This window comes from Curtobacterium sp. MCLR17_044, from assembly GCF_003234435.1.
GTDB classification, from domain to species: domain Bacteria; phylum Actinomycetota; class Actinomycetes; order Actinomycetales; family Microbacteriaceae; genus Curtobacterium; species Curtobacterium flaccumfaciens.
Genome location: NZ_QKTC01000012.1, coordinates 58,402 through 80,339, shown reverse-complemented (window position 1 = coordinate 80,339; position 21,938 = coordinate 58,402). Strand labels below are relative to the sequence as shown.

Annotated in this window: 22 protein-coding genes and 1 tRNA gene; 15 read left to right on the top strand and 8 right to left on the bottom strand. The window is 70.6% G+C overall.

The features are described 5' to 3' along the window. Positions 1 to 10 precede the first annotated feature (10 nt). Both DEJ04_RS10290 and DEJ04_RS10285 read left to right on the top strand, forming a co-directional pair. Complete coding sequence (locus DEJ04_RS10290) at positions 11 to 796, top strand: alpha/beta fold hydrolase (protein WP_111047008.1); 786 nt, start codon at positions 11 to 13, stop codon at positions 794 to 796. Positions 797 to 849: 53 nt separating this feature from the next. Continuing rightward, a complete protein-coding gene (locus tag DEJ04_RS10285; RefSeq protein ID WP_110861756.1) occupies positions 850 to 1,881 on the top strand; it encodes an aldo/keto reductase in 1,032 nt (343 codons plus the stop codon). A 216-nt stretch (positions 1,882 to 2,097) separates the two neighbouring features. Here the strand turns inward: DEJ04_RS10285 and DEJ04_RS10280 are convergent. Next, positions 2,098 to 2,173: transfer RNA gene (locus DEJ04_RS10280), tRNA-Thr, on the bottom strand. A 37-nt stretch (positions 2,174 to 2,210) separates the two neighbouring features. Next, positions 2,211 to 2,618 carry a peptide-methionine (R)-S-oxide reductase MsrB gene (gene msrB / locus DEJ04_RS10275; RefSeq protein ID WP_027466599.1) on the bottom strand — a complete coding sequence of 136 codons (408 nt, stop codon included), beginning with the start codon at positions 2,616 to 2,618 and terminating at the stop codon, positions 2,211 to 2,213. 65 nt (positions 2,619 to 2,683) lie between these two features. On the opposite strand from msrB, the gene DEJ04_RS10270 reads away from it, so the two are divergent. The 7 genes from DEJ04_RS10270 to DEJ04_RS18195 all read left to right on the top strand — a co-directional run bounded on the left by DEJ04_RS10270 (position 2,684) and on the right by DEJ04_RS18195 (position 8,623). Beyond that, on the top strand, positions 2,684 to 3,157 hold the full coding sequence (locus tag DEJ04_RS10270; RefSeq protein WP_181437789.1) for a GNAT family N-acetyltransferase: 474 nt from the start codon (positions 2,684 to 2,686) through the stop codon (positions 3,155 to 3,157). After that, positions 3,157 to 4,158, top strand: coding sequence for a DUF2332 family protein (locus DEJ04_RS10265; protein ID WP_111047006.1), 1,002 nt, complete (start codon positions 3,157 to 3,159; stop codon positions 4,156 to 4,158). The genes DEJ04_RS10270 and DEJ04_RS10265 overlap by 1 nt, the downstream gene beginning before the upstream one ends. 96 nt (positions 4,159 to 4,254) lie before the next feature. After that, positions 4,255 to 4,611 carry a DUF3263 domain-containing protein gene (locus DEJ04_RS10260; protein ID WP_258370754.1) on the top strand — a complete coding sequence of 119 codons (357 nt, stop codon included), beginning with the start codon at positions 4,255 to 4,257 and terminating at the stop codon, positions 4,609 to 4,611. Beyond that, positions 4,608 to 5,219, top strand: coding sequence for a LytR C-terminal domain-containing protein (locus DEJ04_RS10255; protein ID WP_071404071.1), 612 nt, complete (start codon positions 4,608 to 4,610; stop codon positions 5,217 to 5,219). The genes DEJ04_RS10260 and DEJ04_RS10255 overlap by 4 nt, the downstream gene beginning before the upstream one ends. Positions 5,220 to 5,412: 193 nt before the next feature. Next, a complete protein-coding gene (locus tag DEJ04_RS10250) occupies positions 5,413 to 5,616 on the top strand; it encodes a cold-shock protein (RefSeq protein ID WP_017888049.1) in 204 nt (67 codons plus the stop codon). Positions 5,617 to 5,873: 257 nt separating this feature from the next. Then, complete coding sequence (gene groL, locus DEJ04_RS10245) at positions 5,874 to 7,496, top strand: chaperonin GroEL (protein WP_017888048.1); 1,623 nt, start codon at positions 5,874 to 5,876, stop codon at positions 7,494 to 7,496. 665 nt (positions 7,497 to 8,161) lie between these two features. Continuing rightward, entirely contained in the window at positions 8,162 to 8,623 is a 462-nt protein-coding gene (locus tag DEJ04_RS18195; RefSeq protein ID WP_146248691.1) for an endonuclease domain-containing protein, read from the top strand. Between the two features lie 152 nt (positions 8,624 to 8,775). On the opposite strand, the gene DEJ04_RS10235 is transcribed toward DEJ04_RS18195, so the two are convergent. The 5 genes from DEJ04_RS10235 to DEJ04_RS10215 all read right to left on the bottom strand — a co-directional run bounded on the left by DEJ04_RS10235 (position 8,776) and on the right by DEJ04_RS10215 (position 15,143). After that, positions 8,776 to 10,476 (bottom strand): cell wall metabolism sensor histidine kinase WalK, encoded by a 1,701-nt coding sequence (locus tag DEJ04_RS10235; protein ID WP_111047004.1) that lies wholly within the window; start codon positions 10,474 to 10,476, stop codon positions 8,776 to 8,778. Between the two features lie 79 nt (positions 10,477 to 10,555). Continuing rightward, a complete protein-coding gene (locus DEJ04_RS10230; RefSeq protein WP_017888045.1) occupies positions 10,556 to 11,251 on the bottom strand; it encodes a response regulator transcription factor in 696 nt (231 codons plus the stop codon). A gap of 51 nt (positions 11,252 to 11,302) precedes the next feature. Further along, positions 11,303 to 13,000: a DNA repair helicase XPB gene (locus DEJ04_RS10225; protein WP_027466594.1), complete on the bottom strand. Its 1,698-nt coding sequence runs from the start codon at positions 12,998 to 13,000 to the stop codon at positions 11,303 to 11,305. 48 nt (positions 13,001 to 13,048) lie between these two features. Continuing rightward, positions 13,049 to 14,815 (bottom strand): helicase-associated domain-containing protein, encoded by a 1,767-nt coding sequence (locus tag DEJ04_RS10220; RefSeq protein ID WP_111047003.1) that lies wholly within the window; start codon positions 14,813 to 14,815, stop codon positions 13,049 to 13,051. A gap of 28 nt (positions 14,816 to 14,843) precedes the next feature. Further along, positions 14,844 to 15,143, bottom strand: a complete 300-nt coding sequence (locus DEJ04_RS10215) for a hypothetical protein (RefSeq protein ID WP_128780559.1) — start codon at positions 15,141 to 15,143, stop codon at positions 14,844 to 14,846. Between the two features lie 55 nt (positions 15,144 to 15,198). Between DEJ04_RS10215 and DEJ04_RS10210 the strand changes: the two genes are divergently transcribed. Beyond that, positions 15,199 to 15,576, top strand: coding sequence for a cold-shock protein (locus tag DEJ04_RS10210; protein ID WP_017888041.1), 378 nt, complete (start codon positions 15,199 to 15,201; stop codon positions 15,574 to 15,576). A 4-nt stretch (positions 15,577 to 15,580) separates the two neighbouring features. Continuing rightward, the gene (locus DEJ04_RS10205) at positions 15,581 to 16,333 is read left to right on the top strand and encodes a DUF3027 domain-containing protein (RefSeq protein WP_111047002.1); all 753 of its coding nucleotides are present in this window, start codon (positions 15,581 to 15,583) and stop codon (positions 16,331 to 16,333) included. Between the two features lie 82 nt (positions 16,334 to 16,415). Here DEJ04_RS10205 and serC read toward each other — a convergent pair whose 3' ends face one another. Continuing rightward, on the bottom strand, positions 16,416 to 17,531 hold the full coding sequence (gene serC / locus DEJ04_RS10200) for a phosphoserine transaminase (protein WP_071404063.1): 1,116 nt from the start codon (positions 17,529 to 17,531) through the stop codon (positions 16,416 to 16,418). 184 nt (positions 17,532 to 17,715) lie between these two features. On the opposite strand from serC, the gene DEJ04_RS10195 reads away from it, so the two are divergent. The 4 genes from DEJ04_RS10195 to DEJ04_RS10180 all read left to right on the top strand — a co-directional run bounded on the left by DEJ04_RS10195 (position 17,716) and on the right by DEJ04_RS10180 (position 21,867). Continuing rightward, complete coding sequence (locus DEJ04_RS10195; RefSeq protein ID WP_071404062.1) at positions 17,716 to 18,411, top strand: metal-dependent transcriptional regulator; 696 nt, start codon at positions 17,716 to 17,718, stop codon at positions 18,409 to 18,411. Between the two features lie 242 nt (positions 18,412 to 18,653). After that, a complete protein-coding gene (locus tag DEJ04_RS18810) occupies positions 18,654 to 19,625 on the top strand; it encodes a C40 family peptidase (protein ID WP_111047001.1) in 972 nt (323 codons plus the stop codon). 353 nt (positions 19,626 to 19,978) lie between these two features. Further along, positions 19,979 to 20,473, top strand: a complete 495-nt coding sequence (locus DEJ04_RS10185; protein WP_027466591.1) for an HNH endonuclease — start codon at positions 19,979 to 19,981, stop codon at positions 20,471 to 20,473. A 248-nt stretch (positions 20,474 to 20,721) separates the two neighbouring features. Beyond that, on the top strand, positions 20,722 to 21,867 hold the full coding sequence (locus DEJ04_RS10180) for a TIGR03364 family FAD-dependent oxidoreductase (RefSeq protein ID WP_111047000.1): 1,146 nt from the start codon (positions 20,722 to 20,724) through the stop codon (positions 21,865 to 21,867). The last annotated feature ends 71 nt before the right edge of the window (positions 21,868 to 21,938 follow it).

The following is a 21,938-nucleotide window of genomic DNA, read 5'->3' as shown; positions in this document are numbered from 1 at the left end:
TTGAGAGGACATGTCACTCGTCCCCGAAGCGCCCCGCCCCCGGTTCGTGATGTCGCCCGACGGGCTGCGACTCGCGACCTACGACTTCGGCGACCCCGACGCCCCGGCCGTCATCGCGGTGCACGGCTTCGCCTCCGGTGCGGTGCTCAACTGGCACGCCTCGGGCTGGACGCGGCACCTGGTCCGTGCCGGGTACCGGGTCGTGGCACTCGACCAGCGCGGGCACGGCGCGAGCGCGAAGCCGCACGACCCGGGTGCCTACTCGATGGACCTGCTCGTCGCCGACGTCACCACGGTCATCGACACGTACCTGCTCGACGACGTCGCGTACCTCGGGTACTCGCTCGGCGCCCGCGTCGGCTGGCACACCGCCGAACGCCTGCCCGGCCGGATCTCGCGCGCGGTGTTCGGCGGGATCCCGGACGCCGACCCCATGCGTCGCGTCCGCGTCGACCAGGCGAAGGCGTACATCGCCGACGGCACCCCCATCGAGGACCGCGTCACCAACGGCTACCTGACGATGGCGGGCAACGTCGAGGGCAACGACCTCGGCGCGCTCGTGGCCATGGTCGAGGGGATGCGGAACACCATCGAGCCGACCCCGGAGAACGCCCCGGCGCAGCCGCTCCTGATCGCCGCGGGCAGCGAGGACGGCATCCGCGACAGCGCGGTCCGGCTCGCCGAGGCCGCGCCGGACGCCACCTTCTTCGAGATCCCGGGGCGCAACCACTTCAACGCCCCGACCTCGCGGCCGTTCCGCGAAGCAGCGCTGCGGTTCCTGTCCGCCCCGCGCTGAGGGGTACTCGTGGGTCCCCTCGGTCGGGCGGCACCGGGCGTACCGTCCCCGCCATGGACTACAGACTCCTCGGCAACAGCGGGACATCGGTGTCGACGCTGACCCTCGGCACCATGACGTTCGGCAGCGAAGCCGACGAACCCACCTCACACGCCATCCTCGACGCCTTCGTGGCCGCCGGTGGCACGCTCGTCGACACGGCGGACGTCTACTCCGGCAACGAATCCGAGCGGATCATCGGCCGCTGGCTCGCAGCACACCCCACCGAGGCCGCGCAGGTCGTCCTCGCCACCAAGGGCCGGTTCCCGCAGGGCGACGGCCCGAACGACCTCGGCCTGTCCCGACGACACCTGCGCGTGGCCCTCGACGCCTCGCTCGAGCGGCTCGGCGTCGACCACATCGACCTGTACCAGATGCACGCGTGGGACGCCCTGACCCCCATCGACGAGACCCTGCGGTTCCTCGACGACGCCGTGTCCGCCGGCAAGATCGGCTCCTACGGGTTCTCGAACTACCTCGGCTACCAGGTCACCAAGGCCGTCTACGAGGCGAAGGCCCACGGCTGGGCGCCGCCCGTCACCCTGCAGCCGCAGTACAACCTGCTCGTCCGCGACATCGAGCACGAGGTCGTGCCCGCCTGCCTCGACGCCGGCATCGGCCTGCTGCCCTGGTCGCCGCTGGCCGGCGGCTGGCTCTCCGGCAAGTACCAGCGCGACGAGGCCCCGACCGGCGCCACCCGCCTGGGCGAGAACCCGCAGCGCGGCATGGAGGCCTGGGAAGCCCGCAACGGTGACGAGCGCACGTGGGAGGTGCTCGACGCCGTCTCCGAGGTGGCCGACGCCCACGACGCCTCGAAGTCGCAGGTCGCACTCGCCTGGCTGCTGGCCCGCCCCGCGGTCACGAGCGTGATCCTCGGCGTCCGCACCCTGTCGCAGCTCGAGGACAACCTCGGTGCCGCGGACCTGGTGCTCACCGACGACGAGCTCGCCCGACTGACCGACGCCAGCGCTCCCCGCATCGACGACTACCCCTACGGCACGGCCGGCGTCGCGCAGCGGGAGCGGAAGATCACCGGCGGGCGCTGAGCCGGCGGGCGCTGAGCGGACAGGACCCCGGCGCGTTCGTGCACATCGTGCGGATTTCCGCGGATGTGGGGTCAGGGTGTGGACGCGCGGGTCGGTGAGGTGTCATCCTCGTCGCACGACCGGCTGGTTACCGCGTCCAGCGCCCGGAACGCCCCCTGATCCGCGTTCCGTGTGCCGATGCCCCGGGCGAGACTTCGCCCGGGGCATCGCTTCATCTGGGGCCGGCAGCGGGACTTGAACCCGCAACCCCCGTATTACAAGTACGGTGCGCTACCAATTGCGCCATGCCGGCTGACGCCGCTCATCTTACCGGTGAGGGCGTCCGGGGCTCACTCGCCCGACTTCTCCGAGAAGTTCAGCGAGATCGAGTTCATGCAGTACCGGTCACCCGTGGGGGTGCCGAACCCGTCCGGGAACACGTGGCCCAGGTGCGAACCGCAGTTCGCGCACCGGACCTCGGTGCGGGCCATGCCGAGGGAGTTGTCCTCGATGAGCTGCACGGCGTCCGGGTTCACCGACTCGTAGAACGACGGCCAGCCGCAGCCGGAGTCGAACTTCGTGCCGCTCTTGAACAGCTCCGCGTTGCAGGCCGCACAGGTGTAGACGCCGGCGCGCTCCTCGTCGAGGAGTTCACCGGTCCACGGTCGTTCGGTCCCCGCCTGGCGGAGGACGGCGTACTGGTCCGGGGAGAGCTCCTCGCGCCACTGGGCGTCGGACTTGTCGACGTTGTATGCCATTGGTTCCTCCTGCTTCCGGCCGGGCTCTTCCGGGCACTCCCGACCACTTCACTAAACTCGCCACGATGTCCGAGCATTCCGTGCACCACGCCCGCTGGACCCGTCTGACGACGGACGAACTGTACGGCATCGTCGTCCTGCGCAACCGCGTGTTCGCGCTCGAGCAGCGGGTCACCGCCGAGGACTTCGACGGCCGTGACCGCGAGCCCGACACCGAGCACTGGTGGTTCGGCACGGACACCGATGCGGTTGGGTACCTGCGGCTCATCCGCCCGGCAGCCGACGAGGTCCACCCCGACGGCGCAGCGTCGCCGGCGTGGGTGATCGGCCGGGTCGCGACCGACCCCGGGCACCGTGGACAGGGGATCGCCGGCCGGCTCGTCGCCGCCGTCCTCGACGAACACGGACACGACCCGTTCGTCCTGCACGCCCAGGAGTACGTCGCCGCCCTGTACGAGCGGTACGGCTTCGTGCGGTTCGGGGAGCCGTACGACGAGGCCGGCATCCGACACGTCGGCATGCACCGGCCCGGACGCTGATGGACACCCGCGCCCGGTACGACGCGTACGCCGACCGCATCCAGGCGGTCTCGCCGTCGTACGCGGCCTGGGCACGGTCGCTCGACGACTCCCTCGTCGCGCTCCTCGCCGAGGTCCCCGAGCAGCAGCGGCAGCCGGAACTGTTCTTCGCGGTCGCGCGGCAGCTGGGCGCGGACCCGTCGGACCCGGGTGCGCTGCGCGCGCTCGGCCTGGAGGCCCGCCCCGCGCTGGTCGCGGCCCTCGCCTCCGCCACGGTGCAGGCCAACGACCCGCAGCGGCTCGCCCCGGTCGTCCCGCTGTTCGCGGCGCTCGCCGAACGGTCCGCGCGTCCGCTCGGCCTGGTCGACGCCGGGGCCGCCGCCGGACTGTGCTCGATCCCGGACCGGGTGACCCTGGACTACCGCGTCGGTTCCGGGGCTGCGGTCCTCCGGATGCACACGGCGCTCGCCGAGCCCTCGGTCCGGCTGGTCGCGGACGCAACCGGGGCCGTTCCCGCACCCGCGACCGTCCCGATCAGGATCGGCGCCCGGGTGGCCCTCGACCCGAACCCGATCGACCTGTCGGTCCCCGGTGCGTTCGACCGGCTGGTCGAGGCCGTCCCGCCCGAGGCGTCGGACCGGACCGCCCTGATGCGCGCGGCGGCGTCCGCGACGCTCACCGTGCCTCCAGTCCGGATCCGGGGCGCGCTGCCCGGCGACCTCGACCGTGCACTGGACGCCCTGCCGGACGACGTCGAACCGGTCGTCCTGACCACCGGGACCCTGGTCTACGTGCCGGGCGCGGACCGGCAGCGGTTCGTGGACCGGATCCGTGCGCGGGGCGTGCACTGGATCGCCCTCGAACGCTCCGGGATCCTGCGCGGGGTGGCGGCGACGCTGCCCGACGACGTCGACGCGGCGGATCCGGACTCGTTCGCGACGGTCTCGCTCGACGGGGTCGCGGTGGCCATCTCCGACCCGTTCGGTCGGCGTGTGCGCTGGTTCCGCGCGCCGAACCTGTGACCGGTGTTCGCGACAGTCCAGCGCCGTGCCAGGGTCCGGATCGACTCCACCCCTACGATGTGCGAGACCCGTTACCCGACCGTGATCGGAACCGCAGTGACCAGCCCCACCGACGAACGCAGCGTCGACGAGCTCAGTGCTGACGAGCTGCGTGCTGACCAGCTCGGTGCTGACCAGCTCAGTGAGCTCGCGAAGCACGTGCTGACGTTCGAGCAGGACCGGGCACGGCACGACCGCACGAAGGAAGCGGAGATCCGGGTCGAGTTCGAGATGTCGGCGGCGCGCTACTACCAGGTGCTGAACCGCGTGATCGACTCGCCCGCGGCACTCGCGTACGACCCGCAGCTCGTCAGCCGGCTGCAGCGGCTCCGTCACGCGCGCACCAGCGCCCGGGCGACGCGCAGCTTCGTCGCGCCCGGTGCGGCTCCCGAAGGACGTGAAGAGGAACGATGAGCACGAGATTCCCCCGAGACCGGTTCGACGACGTCGCCGACGGCCCGCGGGTCGGTGCGCACCGCGGTGCCCAGCGTCGCGGCCGTGGCTGGATCGCCTTCGCCTGGGCGGCGCTCGCCACCGGCGTGCTCGTCGGCATCGGCGTGCTCGTCCTCGCGCTGCTGAACGGCAGCTACTCGTTCAACAGCTCGGATTCCCCCTCGGCCTCCACGTCGGCGTCCGCCACCGCGAAGCCCTCGGCGACGTCCAAGCCGTCCGCGTCCTCGTCCGCCGGTTCCGGCTCGGCTGGGTCGGGGTCGGGCAGTGCTGCGGCCGCGACGCCGGCGCAGCAGGGCACCACCACCGTCGTCGTCCTGAACGGCACGACCACCACGGGCCTCGCCAGCCGTGCGAGTGCGGCGCTGACCGGCGCCGGCTGGCAGGTCGCCTCCACCGGTGACGCCGGTACGACGGGCTCCACGTCGACGATCGTCTACTACCAGCAGGCGTCGCAGGCGGCGGTCGCACAGGGCATCGCGAAGCAGCTCGGCGTCACGGCCGTGCAGCAGTCGGCGGCGTTCCCGAACGCCGACGTGAGCGTCGTCCTCGGCGCCGACTACACCGGCTGATCGGTCGTTCTGCGGGCCGTCGCGCCGCGTTTTCCGCGCATTGTGTGACGGCCGTGTTTCGAGCACGTTGATTTCTGACGGAATCGACGTGAAACAACGTCACACCTCTTGCCTGATCGGACGGGTTCGGTCAGAGTCCCATGCAGACGACGATCACGTCGTTCCGCACTGCAGTACCAGGGAGCAAGAGATCATGGCCAACGGAACCGTGAAGTGGTTCAACGCTGAAAAGGGCTTCGGCTTCATCACCGTGGATGGAGGGGGCCAGGACGTGTTCGTGCACTACTCGGCCATCGACATGTCGGGTTACAAGGTCCTCGAGGAGGGCCAGGCCGTCGTGTTCGACGTCGGCACCGGGTCGAAGGGCCCGCAGGCAGAGTCCGTCCGCCCCGCCTGAGCAGCACCACTTCCAGAACGCGCCGTCCCGTCAGGGGCGGCGCGTTCGTCGTGTGCGGGGACGGTGACCGGCGCGGGGAGCGCGACCGCGGCGGTGGTGCGGGGTCCACCGGACGCGACGTGTCCTGGGAAGTCGTCACGAGCCTCCCGACTGTGTTGCACTCACACCCGGCGAGTGCCAGAATCGGCGTTGGCACTCGCTCACGCTGAGTGCCAGCACGACCCCCAAGACGACGTCCGGGAGGGACGAAAAACCACATGGCTAAGATCATTGCTTTCGACGAGGAGGCCCGCCGTGGCCTCGAGCGCGGCCTGAACCAGCTGGCCGACGCCGTGAAGGTGACGCTCGGCCCGCGCGGCCGCAACGTCGTCCTCGAGAAGAAGTGGGGCGCCCCCACGATCACGAACGACGGTGTCTCCATCGCCAAGGAGATCGAGCTCGACGACCCGTACGAGAAGATCGGTGCGGAGCTCGTCAAGGAGGTCGCCAAGAAGACCGACGACGTCGCCGGTGACGGAACGACCACCGCGACCGTCCTCGCCCAGGCGCTCGTCCGCGAAGGCCTGCGCAACGTCGCCGCCGGTGCCGACCCCGTGTCGCTCAAGCGCGGCATCGAGAAGGCCGTCGCCGCCGTCTCCGACCAGCTCCTCGCCAACGCGAAGGACATCGAGACCAAGGACCAGATCGCCGCGACCGCGTCGATCTCGGCCGCTGACCCGACCATCGGCGCGCTCATCGCCGAGGCCATCGACAAGGTCGGCAAGGAAGGCGTCGTCACCGTCGAGGAGTCGAACACCTTCGGCACCGAGCTCGAGCTCACCGAGGGCATGCGCTTCGACAAGGGCTACCTGTCGCAGTACTTCGTCACCGACCCCGAGCGTCAGGAAGCCGTCTTCGAGGACGCCTACATCCTGATCGTCAACTCGAAGATCTCGAACATCAAGGACCTCCTGCCGGTCGTCGACAAGGTGATCCAGGCGGGCAAGCAGCTCCTGATCATCGCCGAGGACGTCGACGGCGAGGCCCTGGCCACGCTCGTCGTGAACAAGATCCGCGGCATCTTCAAGTCCGTCGCCGTCAAGGCTCCGGGCTTCGGCGACCGCCGCAAGGCCATGCTGCAGGACATCGCGATCCTGACCGGTGGCCAGGTCATCTCGGAAGAGGTCGGCCTCAAGCTCGAGAACGCGACGCTCGACCTGCTCGGTCGTGCCCGCAAGGTCGTCATCACCAAGGACGAGACCACGATCGTCGAGGGTGCCGGCGACGCCGAGCAGATCGCCGGCCGTGTCCGCCAGATCCGTGCCGAGATCGAGGCGACCGACTCCGACTACGACCGTGAGAAGCTCCAGGAGCGCCTCGCGAAGCTCGCCGGTGGCGTCGCCGTCATCAAGGCGGGTGCCGCGACCGAGGTCGAGCTCAAGGAGCGCAAGCACCGCATCGAGGACGCCGTCCGCAACGCGAAGGCTGCCGTCGAAGAGGGCATCGTCGCCGGTGGTGGCGTCGCCCTCATCCAGGCCGGTGCCGTCGCACTCGAGGCCCTCGAGCTCGAGGGTGACGAGGCGACCGGTGCGAACATCGTCCGCGTGGCCATCGACGCGCCGCTCAAGCAGATCGCGCTGAACGCCGGTCTCGAGCCGGGTGTCGTCGCCGCCAAGGTCCGCGAGCTCGAGTCGGGTTGGGGCCTCAACGCCGCGACCGGCGAGTACGTCGACCTGATCGCCGCCGGCATCATCGACCCCGCCAAGGTCACGCGTTCGGCGCTGCAGAACGCTGCGTCGATCGCCGGTCTGTTCCTGACCACCGAGGTCGTCGTCGCCGAGAAGCCCGAGCGCACCCCTGCTGCTCCGGCTGGCGACCCGACGGGTGGCATGGACTTCTAAAGTCCGTCTGACAGAAGGGCCCCGCACGCTGCGCGTGTGGGGCCCTTCTGTGTGTGCGGTCGGGCCGGTTGGGCCGAGATCGCGCGAACTGCCGCTTCGCGGAGGCCGTCCCGGCAGTTTGTGCGACCACGGCGTGCTGGAGACGGCATGTTGCGCGATCAGCGTGAAGCGCACAGGAGGCCCGGCACCGGTCGTTCTCCACAGATGCGCTCCCGAGAGGGTCGCGTGGGCAGCCGGGTCGCGACACTCGGGACATGCCGAAGCCTCGTCCGCTCCCTGAGACGCTCGACTCCGCCGGCTTCCTGGTCCGTGACGCCATCGGGTTCGGCGTCGATCCGGGTCGTCTCCGTCGACGTGATCTCGTCCGTCCCGTGCATGGCGTCCGGTCGACCGACGCCACGATGTCGATCGTCGCGGCAGTCGGCCTGGTGCTCCGTCCGGACCAGTACCTGAGCCACACGACGGCCGCCGCGCTGTGGGGAGCACCGCTCCCGCACGGTGCCGAAGTCCCCGTCCACGTCACGACCGACGGAACCGGCCCGGTGATGCGACGTCCACAGGTCAAAGGACACCGTCGCCGGTCCGGAGCTACCAGCTGCGAGCGGCAGGGGATGCGGCTCAGCACTCCAGAGCTTGCGTGGCGGGAGTGCGCCGGTCTGCTCAGCGTGCAGCAACTCGTCGCGGTGGGCGATTTCCTGGTGGGCAAGAGCGGACTCTGCACGATCGACACGCTCGCCAAGAGCATCGTGCCCGGATCTCGGTGGATCGCGGTCGCTCGTGCCGCGATCGCGCGGGTGCGCGTCGGTGCCGAGTCACCGATGGAGACCTGGCTTCGGCTCGCCGTGGTGGACGCGGGCTTCCCCGAGCCGGAACTGCAGGTCGAGGTGTCGGATCACCACGGCCGGTTCCTCGGACGCGTGGACATGGCCTGGCCGGAACGTCGGATCGCGTTGGAGTACGACGGCGATCACCACCGCGAGCAGGATGTCTTCCAGTACGACCAGCGGCGTGACAACGGTATGGCGGTCAACGGCTGGCTCGTCCTGCATGCGACGCGGGCTGATGCCGCTCGCCCTGCTGTGCTGTTCGAGCGTCTGCGCCAGGCCTTCGTCTCGCGCTCGTCGTGACGTCGGCGGGTTGTCCCTCCGAAGGGTCCGACGCTTGCTTGCGGCGGTCGCACAACACGCCGTGCGTTCGTCACCCAGGTCGCACGTTGCGCCGTGAGAGCGCGGGATGGGCGGCAGTTAGCGGCTACCTCGAGCAGCGGCCGGCGTGCGGGTCAGGCGGCGAAGTCGCGGGGGAGCAGGGGGAGCCAGACGCGGAAGGTGGCGCCGCCGCCCTCGGTGTCGAAGACCTCGACGGAGCCGTGGTGCGCCGCGACGATGCCGGACACGATGGCGAGCCCGAGGCCCGAGCCGCCGGTGTCACGGGCGCGGGAGGTGTCCGCACGCCAGAAGCGCTGGAAGATCTTCTCGCGCAGCTGCGGCGGGATGCCCTCACCGTGGTCGATCACGTCGAGGTGTGCCATGCCGCGCTCGTCGTCCACGCCGATGCCGATCTCGATCGGGTCGTCGTTCGCCGTGAACCGCATGGCGTTGCCCATCAGGTTCGTAACGATCTGGCGGATCTTGTTCTCTTCCGCCAGGACGATCGGCGGGCGCTTCGGCAGCACGACCGTGGGCAGCGGGGTGGTCTCGTCGGTCGGTGCGGCGCCGGCGTCGATGTTCATGGCGCGGGTCCGACGGGCCCGCAGACGCGCGATGGTCTGGCGCGAGAACGCGATCGGCCCGGTGGTGTTCGCCGAGGTGGGCGACACGGGCGGTGCTTCGCCGGAGTCCGGAGAGCCGATGGACGACGACGCCGACGCCGACGGGCGGACGGCCTGGGGCACGCTCTCGCCGGTGAGGGAGTCCTCGACGAGGACCTGGATCTCGCGGTCGGGGTTGGAGGCCATCGTGTCGAGCGCCGAGTCGCGGGCGATGGCGACGAGGTCGACCGGGCCGAGCTCGAGCGGCTTCGACTCGTCGATGCGGGCGAGCTGCAGCAGGTCCTGCACGAGCAGGCCCATCCGCTGCGCTTCCTTCTCGATGCGCTCCATCGCCTGGGCGACGTCCTCTTCCTTGCGCAGGGCACCCATCCGGTACAGCTCGGCGTACCCGCGCAGGGACACCAGCGGCGTGCGGAGTTCGTGCGAGGCGTCCCCGACGAACCGGCGCATCTGGGCGATGGTGCGCTCGCGGTCCTCGAACGCGGAGTCGATCCGCTCGAGCATGACGTTGAGGGAGCGGTTGAGTCGGCCGACCTCGGTGTTCGGGGTGTCGGCCTCGAGGCGCTGGTTGAAGTCACCCGCGGCGAACCGTGCGGCAGTGTCCTCGACGTCGCGCAGCGGGTCGAAGGTCGCGGTGACGAGCAGCCGGGTGAGCATGGCGCCGAGCAGGATGACCGAGGCACCGAACCCGAGGAAGATCGCGGTGAACTTGCCGATCGTCTCGTCGGTACCGGCACTGGAGACCGCGATGAGCACGTAGCCGGTCTCGGTGGTGCCGTCGGACTGGTTCTGCAGCGACGCCGGGATGATCTGCGCACGCCACTCGTGGTTGTGCTGGCTGTCGTAGAGCGAGATGCGCTGGTTCGCCTGCGATGCCTCGACCAGGGTGGCTTCGCGGACGTCGGGCCGGCTCGACGCCTTCGTCTGGCAGATCCGGTCGCCGTCGGCGTCGTACGCGGCGACGTAGGCGCTCTGTGACACCACCACGGACAGCTTGCAGTACTGCTCGCCGTCGCTGATGTTCTGGCCCTCGAGCTGCTCGGTCGTCTGCTTGACCGTGTTGTCGAGCTGCTGCATGAGGTAGGTGGACAGCACGGTCATCGTGCCGAGTCCGGCGACGAGCAACCCGAGCGCGACGAGCAGCACCGTGATCCCGGTGATCTTGGTGCGCAGGGAGATCCCGTCCCACCAGTGGTTCATTCGCGTGTGCATGCTGCCCCAACGATAGACAGCGGCCGCCCGGTGAAACCGGACGACCGCCGTGAAGTCGAGCCCCGAGGGACTCCTGCTCCTAGGAAGCCTTGGACGCCTTCAGCATGTAGCCGAAGCCGCGCTTGGTCTGGATGATCGGCTCGGCGGAGTACTGGTCGAGCTTGCGGCGCAGGTACGAGATGTAGCTCTCGACGATGCCCGCGTCGCCGTTGAAGTCGTACTCCCACACGTGGTCGAGGATCTGCGCCTTCGACAGCACGCGGTTCGGGTTGAGCATCAGGTAGCGGAGCAGCTTGAACTCGGTGGGCGAGAGCTCGATCTGGGCGTCGCCGATCGTGACCTCGTGCGTGTCCTGGTCCATCGTGAGCTCGCCGGCGCGGATGATCGCGTCTTCCTCGTCGTTCATGGTGCGACGGAGGATGGCCTTGATGCGGGCGACGATCTCGTCGAGCGAGAACGGCTTGGTGACGTAGTCGTCGCCGCCGACGGTGAGGCCGGTGATCTTGTCCTCGGTGTCGTCCTTCGCCGTCAGGAACAGGATCGGCGAGGTGTAGCCCGAGGAACGCAGGCGCTTGGTGACACCGAAGCCGTTCATGTCGGGCAGCATCACGTCGAGGATGATGAGGTCCGGCTCTTCTTCCAGCACGGCGGAGATCGCCTGTGCTCCGTTGCCCACCGCACGCACGGCGAAGCCGGCGAAGCGCAACGAGGTCGTCAGGAGGTCGCGGATGTTCGGCTCGTCGTCGACGATCAGGATCTTGGGGCCATCGCTCATGGTCTTATCTTCTGACTGTTCCCTCGGGGTTTCCTGAGAGCGGTTCGTACGTCAGCCCACGGGCGTCTGGACCTGGTCAGCGTCGAGGATCGTGTACGAGTACCCCTGCTCCGCCAGGAACCGCTGTCGGTTCTGCGCGAAGTCCTGGTCGACGGTGTCCCGGGCCACGAGCGTGTAGAACGACGCGGGCAGGCCGTCCTTGTTCGGGCGGAGGAGCCGGCCGAGCCGCTGTGCCTCTTCCTGCCGGGACCCGAACGAGCCGGAGACCTGGATGGCGACGGTCGCGTCGGGCAGGTCGATCGAGAAGTTCGCGACCTTCGAGACGACGAGCACGTCGACCTCGCCGGACCGGAACGCGTCGTACAGCCGCTCCCGTTCGTCGACCGGGGTCGCCCCCGTGATCTCCGCGGCGTCGAGCGACGCAGCCAGTTCGTCGAGCTGGTCGATGTACTGGCCGATCACCAGGATCTGCTCACCACGGTGCTTCTCGATGAGTTCCCGCACCACCGGGGTCTTGGCCGGGGACGTCGCGGCGAGCCGGTAGCGCTCGTCGTCGCTCGACGCCGCGTACTCCAGGCGGTCCTGGTGCGGCAGGTCGATGCGGACCTCGTAGCAGGAGGCCGGTGAGATGTAGCCCTGCGCCTCGATCTCCTTCCACGGGGCGTCGTACCGCTTCGGCCCGATGAGCGAGAAGACGTCGCCCTCGCGGCCGTCCTCGCGCACGAGCGTCGCGGTGAGGCCCAGGCGTCGGCGGGCCTGCAGGTCGGCGGTCAGCTTGAACACCGGCGCGGGCAGCAGGTGCACCTCGTCGTAGACGATGAGGCCCCAGTCGAGGGCGTCGAGGAGCGACAGGTGCGTGTACTCGCCCTTCCGGCGGGCGGTGAGGATCTGGTAGGTCGCGATCGTGACCGGCCGGATCTCCTTGACGCTGCCCGAGTACTCGCCGATGTCCTCCGGCGTCAGGGTCGTGCGCTTGAGGAGCTCGGTGCGCCACTGTCGGGCCGAGACGGTGTTCGTCACGAGGATGAGCGTGGTCGCCTTGACGGTCGCCATGGCGCCCGCGCCGACGAGCGTCTTGCCCGCACCACAGGGCAGCACGACGACGCCGGAGCCCTGGGCGAAGAACGTGTCGACGGCCTGCTCCTGGTACGGCCGCATGTGCCACTCGGCCGTGTCCAGGTCGATCGGGTGGGGTTGGCCAGGGGTGTAGCCCGCCAGGTCCTCCGCCGGCCAGCCGAGCTTCACGAGCTCCTGCTTGATCTGCCCCCGCGCCCACGGCTGCAGCTCGACCTCGGTCGAGGACCGCATGTCACCGAGCAGCGGCTTGATGCGCTTCGACCGGATGACCTCGGCCAGCACCGACGGGTCCTCGGCGGTGAGGAGCAGGAGCGGCAGCCGCTCGAGTTCCTCGGTGGGGGAGTTCGCGATCACGGGCGCGTCGGGTCGTTCCTCGCGACGGATCACGAGCCGTCCGTAGCGCGAGACCGTGTCGCGGATGTCGACCGTGACGCTCTGCGGCACGGGGAACTTCGCGAAGCGTTCCAGGGTGTCGATCATCGCCTCGGCGTCGTGGCCCGCGGCGCGCGCGTTCCAGAGTCCGAGGCGGGTGATCCGGTAGGTGTGCACGTGCTCGGGAGCGCGTTCGAGCTCGGCGAAGGCCGCGAGCTCGTGGCGTGCGTCCTCGGCGTCGGGGTGCGCGACCTCGAGGAGCACGGTGCGGTCGCTCTGCACGATCAGCGGTCCGTTCATGACCTGCCAGCCTAGCCGTCGGCACCTGCGTGCGGGTGACCGCGCGGCTCAGGCGTCGCTCTCGACCGACACGACGAGCGACAGCGGCAGGGTGCGTTCGACGTCGACGGCCGTGTCCCGCCCGCGGACGCGTCCGGCCGCGACCGAGGTCGGCACGATCGAGAACGGCCGCTCCGAGCCGTCCGGCATCCGGACGGTCACACGGATCGGCGTGCGTCCGCGCACGGCCAGGTCGATCTGCCGACCGAGCCACTCCTGCTCCGGCTCCGCGTCGCCGCGCTGCGTCGTCAGGCGGAGCCGTTCGACGAGTGCGTGCGCCGACTGCTCCGGCGAGCGTCCGGTGGGGCTGCGCCGGCCGGGAGGCCCGTGGTGCGCCTCGGGGCGGGCTGCGGTCGTCAGGACGGCCGGGTAGCGCTGGTCCTCGAGCGCGGTGTGCACGACGTGCGGCGGGTAGCGAGTGGTCAGCGTCGTCAGGTCGGGCCGCTCCCACGCGAGTTGCCGGAGCTCGGCGTCCACTCCGACGAGGTCGAGCTGGTCGGCGGTGCCGCGGACCTCGGTCCCGACGCCGCCCGGCCCCCGGTCGACGACGATGCTGCCGTCGCGTCCGGCCACCTGGTCGATCAGGTAGGCGAGGGGCTGCGGGATCCCGGTCGCCGACAGTCGTCCGAGCAGGGACAGCAGGTCGTCGCGGGAGTGTCCGGCCCGGAACGCCGCGCGCAGGGTGTCCTCGGAGATGCGGTAGCGCGCCGCGAGGCCCGGTGCCTCGAGCACGGCGACCGTGCGCAGGGCGTCGTCGTCCACCGGCGCGAGCGGCCCCGGTGCGATGACGGTGAGGTCGTGCTGCAGGTAGACCCGCTCGACGGTACCCGGCAGGTCGTCGGCGGCCTGCTCGGCGTCGCCGTCGAGGAGCGCCCGGCCGGTGCTCGTCACGACGCCGTCGACCGCCAGGCCGAGCGACGCCGCGGTGCCGGCGACGTCGAGCAGCAGGGCGTCGAGCCAGCGGGACCCCGCCGGGTACGCCCACCGACCGAGCGGCACGAGGTCGCGCAGGTCCCCGTCGGCCAGCTCGAGCACCTGGTGCACGGCGGGCGGGAGCGTGTCCGACCACGCGGCCACCAGCGACACCCAGCGCTCCGGCCAGCTCGCGAGCAACCACGCGTGCCCGGGGTCGGTGACGATCCACCGCCCGGTGTCGGGGTCGGCGAACCCGATGCCGTCGAGCAGCGCCAGGCGACCGGCGACGAGCTCGGCATCGGTGCCGATGCGCTCGGCCAGGGTGCGGGCGAGCGGCATGCCGATCCCGCCCTTGACGAGTTCGCGGACCGCGCCGGCGTCGACCGCCCGCAGCAGCTCGGCGAGCACCGTCATCGTCGCGAACGCCTGCTCTGCGCCGGTGGTGCGCGCACGCTCGAGTGCCGCAGCGTCGAGGGCGGGAGCAGCGGGGCGGACCTGCTCCGGGCCTCCCGGCTGCTCGTCGAGCGAGGTGAGGTCGGGGTGGGCGGCCACGCGTGCGGCGACCGCGTCGTCGACCGCGCCGTCCTCGTCGGCGAGGCCGAGCTCGATCGCGGGGCCGAGCGCGTCGACGGCGCCGCCGTCACGCAGTGCGAGGATCGTCGCGCGCGGCAGGTGCTCGACGGCGGCGTCCACGGCGTCGTCGCTGCGGAGTGCCTCGGCGAGGTCGAAGAAGTCGGTGATGCGCTGCGGGCCGGTCTCGGCGAGTGCAGCGGTGGGGAGTCGCCTCGCCGCGACGAGGCGCTCGAGCGCATCGTCCGGCATCGCCCGGAGTCGGGCGGCGAGGTCGGCGGTGGTCGTCATCGTCCGGTGCCAGCGTCCGGGGCGGACGTCAGCGAGCCGTCCGGTTCGCTCGTGCGCGACGTGTCCAGGTGATGCCGAGGAGCGTGAAGACCAGCACCATGGCGATCGGGAAGCCGTAGAGCGGGATCGCCATGACCACCGGCCACGGCATCGCACCCTGGGCGCTGGGAGCGGTGAGCCACATGATGATCATCGCGACGAAGCAGAGCAGGCCGAGGATGATGATCCCACCGATCATGAACGCCAGAGCGCGTTCGGTACGATTGAACGTCACCGGGGGTTCTGCGGAGTCCTGCGGGTTCCCGGTTGATCGGGTCGGCTTGGCCATCGACCCAGGATATCCGACGCACCACGGCCGTACCACGACCTCGAGGAGTCCACGCATGCCCACCGGCAAGGTCAAGTTCTACGACGACGACAAGGGCTTCGGCTTCATCACCGGAGACGACGGCGACCAGGTGTTCCTGCACGCGTCCTCGCTGCCCGACGGCGTCGTGACCGTCAAGGCCGGCACGCGGCTCGAGTACGGCGTCGTCCAGGGCAAGAAGGGGTCGCAGGCGTTGTCCGTGCGGCTGCTCGAGCCCCAGCCGTCGCTGTCGCGGATGACCCGTCGCTCCGCGGACGACATGGCCGTGATCGTCGAGGACCTGGTGAAGGAACTCGACCGGATCAGCGGAGACCTCCGCCACGGCCGCTACCCGAAGAACGGCGATCGCATCGCCGCCATCCTGCGGCACGTCGCAGACCAGTTGGAGGCGTGACCCCATGACCGAGTCCGAGACAGCAGGGGCCGAGACGGCTCCCGACGCAGCGTCCATCGACTACACCGACCTGGCGCGCGAGGCGCTGCTCGAGGTGACCCCGGAGTCGACCGTCGGCGCACCCGTCGGCACCGTGGACGAAGGGGACGGCGTCGTGTCCGTCCTGTTCGCCAACCGCCTGCCCGGGTACCCCGGGTGGCGCTGGACCGTCAGCGTTGCGAAGATCGGTGACGACGAACCCACCGTGCTCGAGGTCGAGTTGATGCCCGGCGACGGCTCGCTCGTCGCGCCCGAGTGGGTGCCGTGGTCCGAGCGACTGGCCGAGTACCGGGCCGCGCAGGAGCACGAGGGCGAGGACGCGTCGGACGAGGACTCGGACGACGAGGACTACGACGACGAGTCGGATGAGGACGACGACGAAGACTCGGACGAGGACGACGAGGACTCGGACGAGGACGACGACTACGACGACTCGGATGACGACGAGGACGACGAGGACGACGACGAGTCGGACGACGACGATGACGACGAGTTCGACGCCGACGAGGACGACCTCGACGAGTCGGACGACGACGACATCGAGGGTGTGGACGTCGATGCGCTCGCCGATGTGAGCGACACCGACACCGAGGACGAGGCCCCGCAGCCGCCCCGTCGTCGCCGTGCCCGCCGCGTGCAGCCGTTCGAGCCCGACGCCGATCTCGAGGTCGACCAGCTCGACGCCGGCGAGGCCGACCCGGGCTTCCACCGCGCCTGACCCACCCGGACCGACGAACGGGCCCGGCACCACCGATCCGGTGGTGCCGGGCCCGTCCTCGTTCCGGCGGGTGTCCCCGACGTCAGCGCAGGGCGTCGATCGTGAAGTCGATCGCGCGCACGAGCTTCGCGACGTCGTCCGGGTCGATCGCGGTGAACGTCGCGACGCGCAGCTGGTTGCGGCCGAGCTTCCGGTACGGCTCGGTGTCGACGATGCCGTTCGCACGAAGGGTCGCGGCCACGGCCTTGGCGTCGATCGAGTCGTCGAGGTCGATCGTGGCGACGACCTGCGACCGAGCGGCGGGGTCGGAGACGAACGGGGTCGCGGAGTCACTGGCCTCGGCCCAGTCGTAGATCGTCGACGACGAGGTCTTCGTGCGGAGGTCAGCCCACGCCAGGCCGCCGGACTCGTTCATCCACCGCACCTGCTCGTCGAGGAGCAGCAGCGTGGAGATCGCCGGCGTGTTCAGCGTCTGGTTCAGGCGCGAGTTGTCGACGGCGTTCTTGAGCGACAGGAATTCCGGGATGTACCGGTCGGAGGCGGCGATCCGCTCGATCCGCTCGATCGCGGCGGGGGAGAGCAGCGCGAGCCAGAGCCCGCCGTCCGAGGCGAAGTTCTTCTGCGGGGCGAAGTAGTAGACGTCGGTGGCGCTGACGTCGAACAGGGCGCCACCGGCGGCGCTGGTCGCGTCGACGACGGTGAGGGCGCCGGCGTCACCGGTCGCGCGGACGACCGGAGCCATGACGCCCGTCGAGGTCTCGTTGTGCGGGTAGGCGTAGACGTCCACGCCCTCCACCGGCTCGAGTGCGGCGAGGGAGCCACCCGGCGCCTCGACGACGTGCGGCGCCTCGAGCCACGGGGCGGCTGCGGCCTTGGCGAACTTCGACCCGAACTCGCCGAAGGACAGGTTCTCGGCACGGCGCTCGATGAGGCCGAACGCGGCGGCGTCCCAGAACGCGGTCGAGCCGCCGTTGCCGAGGACGACCTCGTAGCCCTCGGGGATCTGGAACAGGTCGGCGAGGCCGGAGCGGACGCTGCCGACCAGGTCCTTCACGGGCTTCTGACGGTGCGAGGTGCCGAGGATCGTGGCGCCGCGCGTCACGAGGGACTCGAGCTGGGCGCCGCGGATCTTCGACGGACCGCAGCCGAAGCGACCGTCGGTGGGGAGGAGTTCGGCCGGGATGACGATGTCTGCCATGCACCGATCCTACCGACGACGATCCGCCTGCCCGAGCCCGTGTACCGGCCGGACGGGGAGGGTTCGACCCACCCGTCCACCGCGTCGGATGACCCTTTCTCACGTGCACCCGGGCGCCGGTCGGTGTTCGTCGGTGCGAACAAGTAGTGTGGTCGGCGCTGGGCCCAGACATGAGAGGCGGACCGTGACCGATCTCGTCGACACCACGGAGATGTACCTTCGCACCATCCTCGACCTCGAGGAAGAGGCGATCGTGCCGCTGCGCGCGCGCATCTCCGAGCGCCTCGGACACTCGGGCCCGACGGTCTCGCAGACCATCGCCCGCATGGAGCGCGACGGCCTGGTCGTCGTCTCCGGCGACCGGCACCTGGAGCTCACCGACGAGGGCCGTTCCCGCGCCACGCACGTGATGCGCAAGCACCGTCTGGCCGAACGCCTGCTGGCCGACGTCATCGGACTCGACTGGGCCTTCGTGCACGACGAGGCCTGCCGGTGGGAGCACGTCATGAGCGAGCAGGTCGAGGTCCGCCTGCTCGAGATGCTCGGCAACCCGACGGAATCCCCCTACGGCAACCCCATTCCCGGGCTCGCCGAGATCGGTGGCCCCGCGGCCGCCGGGTTCCTCGACGGCGTCCAGAACATCGTCGCCGCGACCGAGGGCACCGACGCCGTCACGACCGGGGTCGTCCGACGCCTGGGCGAGCCCGTGCAGTTCGAACCGGAACTCCTGCACCAGCTCCGCACCGCCGGCGTCATGCCTGGGCGCGTGGCGAGCGTGCAGCGTGCTGGCGCCTACGTCGCGGTCCGCGTCGAGGGTGAGGACTCGGGCATCGAGCTGCCGATCGAGGTCGCCCAGCACGTCTACATCGAACGCGGCTGACCGTTCCTGGTCGTTCCTGAGAGTCTTTACCGTTTCGTTACCTGCGGGGCGTTTGGTCTCGACTCGGTAACGACGCTTCCGTACACTCGTCCGAGTCGCCGCGCTGCCCCTGAGCCGGAGACCCGTGGCAGGACGTCTCGAACCCGTCTCCTGCCTCGATCGGAAACGATGACGAACGGATGGGGTTGCACACCGCCGGACACCCACGGCGGCGTGATGACGAGACGTTGGAGACACACCTCTTGACGCAGACCGGTACCGCCGCGGACGACCAGACGCCCGCGAACCCGACGAACACCGAGAACGCCACCACCGCCCCGCTCACCCGGCGGGCCGTGCGCGAGACCGAGGGCCGCCCGGTCCGCAAGGTCGTGCCGGTGCGCTCCGCCCCGCTGCCCGGTGGTCGTCGTGCCGCGCAGGCCGCGGCAGCCGCGAGCACCGCGAAGGCCAGCTCCTCGTCGCGCAAGCGCAAGTTCCTCGCGCCGGTCGTCCTCACCGTGGCCGCCGGCATGTTCGGCACGGTCGCGGTCGCCCCGGCCTTCGCGGCGACGACCTCGAGCAACTCGACCGCCGCCGCCGACGCCCAGCGTCAGGTCCGGGCCACGCAGAGCCAGGAACTGTCGGTCTCCGACGCCGTGGCGCTCGCCGACACGAGCCGTGACGGCTTCGGCGCGACGTCCACCGCGACGCTCGACGCCGAGAAGGCCGCGAAGCAGGCCGCCGCCGACCAGGCCGCCGCAGCCAAGGAAGCCGCCGCGCAGGCCGAGCAGACCCAGACCGCCCGTGCCGCGACCGCGAAGCAGTACTCCTCGTACACCGGGCCCACCGCCGCCGAGTACGCGGCCAGCTCGTCCGCCGCAGACACCCCGTTCTCGCTGCCGGCCGTGGTCGCCACGGGCAAGCAGTACATCGGCACCCCGTACGTCTTCGGTGGCGCGGACCCGTCGGGCTTCGACTGCTCGGGCTTCATCATGTTCGTGTACGCCCAGTACGGCATCAACCTCGCGCACTCGGTGCCGCTGCAGGACCAGGCCGGCACCACGATCCCCGAGTCCGAGGCGCAGCCCGGCGACGTCGTCATCTTCAACAACGAGGCGCACGACGGCTTCTACATGGGGAACGGCATGATCATGGACGCCCCGAAGCCCGGCGGCACCGTGCAGATCCGTCCGATCTGGACCAGCGACTACCACATCGTCCGCTTCGGCATCTAGCGAACACTGCCCCCGGGGGAGTGTGAACTTCTCCAGAACCGGCCCGCACACCCTCGTGCCGGGCCGGTTTCTGGGTTAACCTGACGCTGCACCGGTCCGCACCGGCGCGAACAGGAGACCCTCATGTCGATGTTCCGCACGACCCGCACCATGGGTCGGCGCGCGCGCGTCGACATATGGTCGAGCACAGCCTGCGTGCACGAGCACGCCCCTGCATGACGAGAGCACTGCCCATCCGGGTGGTGCTCTTCGTGGTTCCAGGGGTGTGAACAGGTCGTCCTCACCCGTTCGCGTCGTCGGTCCGACGCACCCGCAGCGCCTGGAAGCCGTCCAGGCACGTCGGAAGGGAACCCATGCGCACTCTCGTCCTCAACGCCGGTTACGAGCCCCTCGCGGTGATCTCGTTCCGACGAGCCCTCGTGCTGGTCATGAACCAGAAGGCCGCCATCGTCGCCGCCGACGTCGAACACCCGGTCACCGGGTCGACGTCGAGCTACGACCGTCCGTCCGTCATCATCCTCACCCGCTACGTGCGCATCCCGCACTCCAGACTCGTGCCGGTATCCCGTCGCGGTGTGCTGCGTCGGGACGGTAATCACTGTGCCTACTGCGGCCGGCACGCCACCACCATCGACCACGTGCAGCCGCGGTCGCGCGGTGGGCAGGACTCGTGGGAGAACCTCGTCGCCTGCTGCCTGGCCTGCAACAACACCAAGGGCGACCGCACCCCGCAGGAGATGGGGTGGCGCCTCCGGTTCCCGCCGAAGGTGCCGCACGGGTCCTCGTGGGTCGTGCGTGGCATCGAGCGTCCGCAGGCGGAGTGGGACGAGTACCTCGTGGCCGCGTAGCGGCCGACGGTCCGCACCAGGAGACGGACTGGAGGCCCGTGGCGACGCCGCCACGGGCCTCCAGTCCGGCGGTCGCACCGCGGCTCCCGGCACCGCCGCGGGCGTCCTCGCCTGTCCGGACAGGTGCCCGCCGAGTTCACCCACCGTCCACGCGGCGTGCACCGGGACGGAACCCCGCCCCACCGCTGACCTGCGACAGTTGCGGCATCCGCACCGGACCGGCACTCCGCGCCGCCCGAAAGGTCTTCATGTCCCGCTCCGCACGCACCGCACTCGACACCGAGACGGACCACCAGCCGCTGACGGAACGGTACGACGTCGTCGTGGTCGGTGCGGGCATCGTCGGGCTCGGCATGGCCTACGAGGCGCTCCTGCAGGGCGCCCGGGTCGCGGTGGTCGATCGTGCAGGCGCGGTCGTGGGGGCGAGCGTCCGGAACTTCGGTCACGCCTGCGTCACCCCGCAGACCGGCGAGGCGGCCGGGTACGCCCAGGAAGCACGCCGCCGCTGGCTCGCACTCGCGCAGCTCGCCGGGTTCACGGCCCGCGAACGCGGTGCCCACGTCGTCGCCCGTCGTCCCGAGGAGCTGGCGGTGCTCGAGGAGTACCGCGACTCCGGCGCGGACCTGCGGCTGGCCGACGCGGCCGAGATCGCAGCGGCGGTGCCGGTCGCCCCCGGCTCGGCCCTCGGCGGCGCGCACCTCGCGCACGACCTGCAGGTCGACCCCCGGGAGGCGGCACCCGCGATCGCGCGCTGGCTCGCCGGGCAGGGGGTCACCTTCCACTGGCGCACCCCCGCGCTCGAGGTCACCACCGGCGCCGTCCGCACCGGTCGCGGCGTCGTGGAGGGCACCCGGATCGTCGTCTGCACCAACCACGACCTCGACCAGCTCTTCCCGGCGCTCGCCGAGTCGATCGGTCTGGTCCGCTGCCGGCTCCACATGCTGCGTGCGACGATCCCGCTCGCCTTCCCGCTCGCCACACCACTGCTGACGGGGTGGTCGCTGCTGCGCTACTCGGGGTTCGCCGCGATGCCCGGAGCGGCTGCCCTGCGGGACCGGCTCGCCGCCGACCTGCCCGAGGGGATCCGCTGGGACCTCAACCAGATGTACACGTCACCGCCGGACGGCAGCGTCATCGTCGGGGACACCCACGAGCGCGGGGTCGACGCGCCGCCGTTCCAGGACGAGGACGGCTTCCGGCTGCTCGTCACCGAGACCGAGCGGCTGTTCGGTGCGCCGGTCTCCGTCGTCGACCGGTGGCAGGGCGTCTACGCCTCGGCCCCGGGGCGGGAGTTCCTCATCGACCGACCGGTCCCCGGGGTCGACGTCGTGACGGTCACCACGGGCATCGGCATGACGACCGGCCTCGGCATCGCGCCGGCGGTCCTCGGCTGAGGGAGACCGTCAGTCGCGGAGCCCCGGCCACGCGGCGAACGGTGCGACCCCGGCGGCCTCCGGCACCGGTG

Bases quoted from the DNA above. Each gene is read 5' to 3' on its own strand.
- DEJ04_RS10290 (WP_111047008.1), top strand. From the start codon at position 11: ATGTCACTCGTCCCCGAAGCGCCCCGCCCCCGGTTCGTGATGTCGCCC.
- DEJ04_RS10285 (WP_110861756.1), top strand. From the start codon at position 850: ATGGACTACAGACTCCTCGGCAACAGCGGGACATCGGTGTCGACGCTG.
- msrB (WP_027466599.1), bottom strand. From the start codon at position 2,618: ATGGCATACAACGTCGACAAGTCCGACGCCCAGTGGCGCGAGGAGCTC.
- DEJ04_RS10270 (WP_181437789.1), top strand. From the start codon at position 2,684: ATGTCCGAGCATTCCGTGCACCACGCCCGCTGGACCCGTCTGACGACG.
- DEJ04_RS10265 (WP_111047006.1), top strand. From the start codon at position 3,157: ATGGACACCCGCGCCCGGTACGACGCGTACGCCGACCGCATCCAGGCG.
- DEJ04_RS10255 (WP_071404071.1), top strand. From the start codon at position 4,608: ATGAGCACGAGATTCCCCCGAGACCGGTTCGACGACGTCGCCGACGGC.
- DEJ04_RS10250 (WP_017888049.1), top strand. From the start codon at position 5,413: ATGGCCAACGGAACCGTGAAGTGGTTCAACGCTGAAAAGGGCTTCGGC.
- groL (WP_017888048.1), top strand. From the start codon at position 5,874: ATGGCTAAGATCATTGCTTTCGACGAGGAGGCCCGCCGTGGCCTCGAG.
- DEJ04_RS10235 (WP_111047004.1), bottom strand. From the start codon at position 10,476: ATGCACACGCGAATGAACCACTGGTGGGACGGGATCTCCCTGCGCACC.
- DEJ04_RS10230 (WP_017888045.1), bottom strand. From the start codon at position 11,251: ATGAGCGATGGCCCCAAGATCCTGATCGTCGACGACGAGCCGAACATC.
- DEJ04_RS10225 (WP_027466594.1), bottom strand. From the start codon at position 13,000: ATGAACGGACCGCTGATCGTGCAGAGCGACCGCACCGTGCTCCTCGAG.
- DEJ04_RS10220 (WP_111047003.1), bottom strand. From the start codon at position 14,815: ATGACGACCACCGCCGACCTCGCCGCCCGACTCCGGGCGATGCCGGAC.
- DEJ04_RS10215 (WP_128780559.1), bottom strand. From the start codon at position 15,143: ATGGCCAAGCCGACCCGATCAACCGGGAACCCGCAGGACTCCGCAGAA.
- DEJ04_RS10210 (WP_017888041.1), top strand. From the start codon at position 15,199: ATGCCCACCGGCAAGGTCAAGTTCTACGACGACGACAAGGGCTTCGGC.
- DEJ04_RS10205 (WP_111047002.1), top strand. From the start codon at position 15,581: ATGACCGAGTCCGAGACAGCAGGGGCCGAGACGGCTCCCGACGCAGCG.
- serC (WP_071404063.1), bottom strand. From the start codon at position 17,531: ATGGCAGACATCGTCATCCCGGCCGAACTCCTCCCCACCGACGGTCGC.
- DEJ04_RS10185 (WP_027466591.1), top strand. From the start codon at position 19,979: ATGCGCACTCTCGTCCTCAACGCCGGTTACGAGCCCCTCGCGGTGATC.
- DEJ04_RS10180 (WP_111047000.1), top strand. From the start codon at position 20,722: ATGTCCCGCTCCGCACGCACCGCACTCGACACCGAGACGGACCACCAG.